The 1,580-nt window shown below is 59.0% G+C and carries 1 protein-coding gene; it reads left to right on the top strand.

The features are described 5' to 3' along the window. Positions 1-250: hypothetical protein (locus CQ12_RS42495; RefSeq protein ID WP_430642243.1), on the top strand; the 250-nt coding region annotated here is incomplete at its 5' end. Between the last annotated feature and the right edge of the window lie 1,330 nt (positions 251-1,580).

Raw genomic sequence — 1,580 nt, 5'->3', positions numbered from 1 at the left:
TCCCATGCGACAACAGCGCACGCAACGATCGCCTGTGGCGGCGCCTGCAACAACGACCAGGGCGCCGGCCGACCTTCCGACAAGTGGTTACGCCCTCATTGCCGATGGCCACGCGAAACGAGAGTTCAAAACCCAAGATTTCGCATTCCAAGCAGCCAGAGATTTGAAGACGCGTTTTCCGAACCTTCAAATCAAGGTTTACGATGCGGAAGCAGAACGGGCTGAGCAGATCGAGATCGTTCCGGCCTAAAAAACGGCCCTGACGGGAGCTCTAATCACGCCAGAGCCGCCAGCGATCCCGTGTCGCCGGACGACGCCGGGACCGTTTAAGTTCGTGAGTGTGTCCCAATATGCGAGGGGACATGTCCCCATAATGAGCCTGCTGGGTAATCGTTCCTGTGGCTCGGAATTCATTTCCGGCGCTGGTGTAGGTCCGAAGCATCCGCTATTTCGCAAACCTGGATGCTCCATGACCAAAATTCTCCCGACTGTCGGCCGCGTTGTGTGGTTCACGCCTTCGCGCCTTACCGCGACTATGGCTTTACGCACATTGATCGCCGAAAACCGCTCGCCGCGATCGTCACTCATGTTTTCCACGACGCGCTGGTGAACTTGGCCGTTTTGTTGGCAATGGCGTCCCGCATAGCCGAACCAGCGTCAAGCTTTTGCAGGAAGGCGAGGACCTGCCCGAACACAGCTATTTCTGCGAATGGATGCCCTACCAGGTCGGGCAGGTCACGAAGGCGCGGCCGGTCAACTGAAACGGCCTCAGCAGTAAAGCTGAGGCCGTCTGCCAGCTCTCGTGGTGTGCCGGGTCCAGGCCGGCACAGGAATCGCAACGCAAGCAAAGCATCCTTCCTAAAATTGACGCTCCGTCAAAGCGGCCCTGACGCGGAACAAGAAGCGCCAGGACCGCACCTGCGGCCTTGGGGGCTGAGGAGTAAGCCACAGGCTTGGATTCGATTCTCCTCGATCAAGAACGTTCCTAGCTGTCAGTCTGCCTAAAACTGAAGTGTTCAAAAGTGCACCGGTACCGAGTCAGGAAATTCATTTCCGGCGCGCTGCTAGACCGATCCTAATCAACACAGAGATCGGTTGTATACTTCACGACGCGGATGGACAGAGCGGCAGCGATCCCGGCGGAAAAGCGCACGAAACGGTACAAGACGCGGACGCGCTCTTTAACAAGCTCAGTGGGTAAAGACCGACTTCAACAGCAAAGGCCAAGTCAATTGGCGCCGCGAGGCGCGCGAAGATTACGACTTTGAACTTGGCGAGCACGACGCTTGGAGCTTCGATCCTTTTTGGCAGGAGCGCGACTGCGCCGGCTCCGGAGGTATCGCGCGAAGTAGCGCGGCAACTCCTCGCCAGCGCCGGATAAGTCGAGAAGCTAGCGCCCGGCGCCGCACCTGGACACGTAATGCCACTTCCCTTTGGCGCGGGGGCGCCGGCTGCAAGGGCAAAGACACGCACGCGCGATGCTGCGTTTGACCGTTTCGAGCAACCTGGCGCTCCGCTCTCAGGTCGTACGCGTCCGACGGGGGCCGTCTTGCGTGACGGATGGTAATTCGCGAAGCGTG

The organism is Bradyrhizobium jicamae (assembly GCF_001440395.1).
Classification (GTDB): domain Bacteria; phylum Pseudomonadota; class Alphaproteobacteria; order Rhizobiales; family Xanthobacteraceae; genus Bradyrhizobium; species Bradyrhizobium jicamae.
Note: the sequence above shows the minus strand (reverse complement) of the source record. Positions and strands in the feature narration are given on the sequence as shown.